The following is a 1,143-nucleotide window of genomic DNA, read 5'->3' on the forward strand; positions in this document are numbered from 1 at the left end:
GACCGGCCCGCCGACATGCTGTCCGGGCCGGGCCGCGAGGCACTGCGGGCCTTCCCGGGCCCTCGCGGAACGCTCCCAGGAGGAGCGGCGCGGCGCACCTCGGGCAGCTCGGACAGCAGGGCGCTCGGGCGGCCGAGGGTGAACGGTGCGATGAACCGTTCCCAGTCGATGTCGGCCACCACCACCGCGGTGTCGTCGCAGTCCAGGGTGCGCTGGACCGCGGTCACGGCGAGCGCGGCGGGCAGGGTGACGACGCCGCGGCGGCGCAGGTGCTCCTCGTCGGCGTCGGTGACCATGCCGCCGTCGGCCCAGGGGCCCCAGGCGATCGCGGTGGCGGTCAGTCCCCGGGCCCTGCGCCGGGCGGCGAGCCCGTCGAGGAAGGCGTTGCCGGCCGCATAGGCGGTCTGCAGTCCGCTGCCCCACACCCCGGCGATCGAGGAGAAGAGCACGAAGGCGTCCAGCTCGCGGTCGCCGAGCAGTTCGTCCAGGAGCGCGGCACCGCGGGCCTTCGCCGCCACCGTGCGGGCGAAGTCGGCCGGCGTCAACTCGTCGAACGGGGCCAACTGTCCCACGCCCGCGGCGTGGAAGACAGAGGTGAACGTGTGCTCGGCGAGCAGCGCCGCCACCGCGTCTCGGTCGGCGACGTCGCACGCGGCGAGGGTGACGCGCGCTCCCAGTTCCTCCAGTTCGGCCTCGAGCGCGGTCGCGCCGGGCGCGTCGGCGCCGCGGCGGCTGGTGAGCACCAGGTGTTTGGCACCGGCACCGGCGAGCCAGCGGGCGACGTGCCCGCCCAGCGCACCCGTGCCTCCGGTGATCAGGACGGTGCCGCGCGGCGACCACGGCCGGCCGGCGCCGCTGCGTGCGTGGGCGAGCCTGGCGGTGAACACGCCGGAGGCGCGGACGGCGACCTGGTCCTCCCGGCCGTCCGCAGCGCCGGTTCCCTGGATCAGTACGGCGGCGACACGGCCGGCGGCGCGCTCGTCGACGGTCGCGGGCAGGTCGATCAGGCCGCCCCAGCGCCGTGCGTGCTCCAGGGCGAGGGCGCGGCCGAGGCCCCACACCTGGTTCTGTGCCGCGCTGGGTGGTGCGTCGTCGGCACGGCCGGTGGCGGCCGCGCCGCGGGTGGCGCACCACAGCGGCGCG

General features: G+C 77.0%; 1 protein-coding gene. It reads right to left on the bottom strand.

Features of this window, described 5'->3' with window-relative positions; all coding sequences use genetic code 11:
- On the bottom strand, positions 1–1,143 hold a 1,143-nt coding region (locus tag ACWEN3_RS46770), incomplete at both ends, for a beta-ketoacyl reductase (protein WP_452984565.1).

The sequence above is a fragment of the Streptomyces sp. NPDC004561 genome (assembly GCF_053602155.1).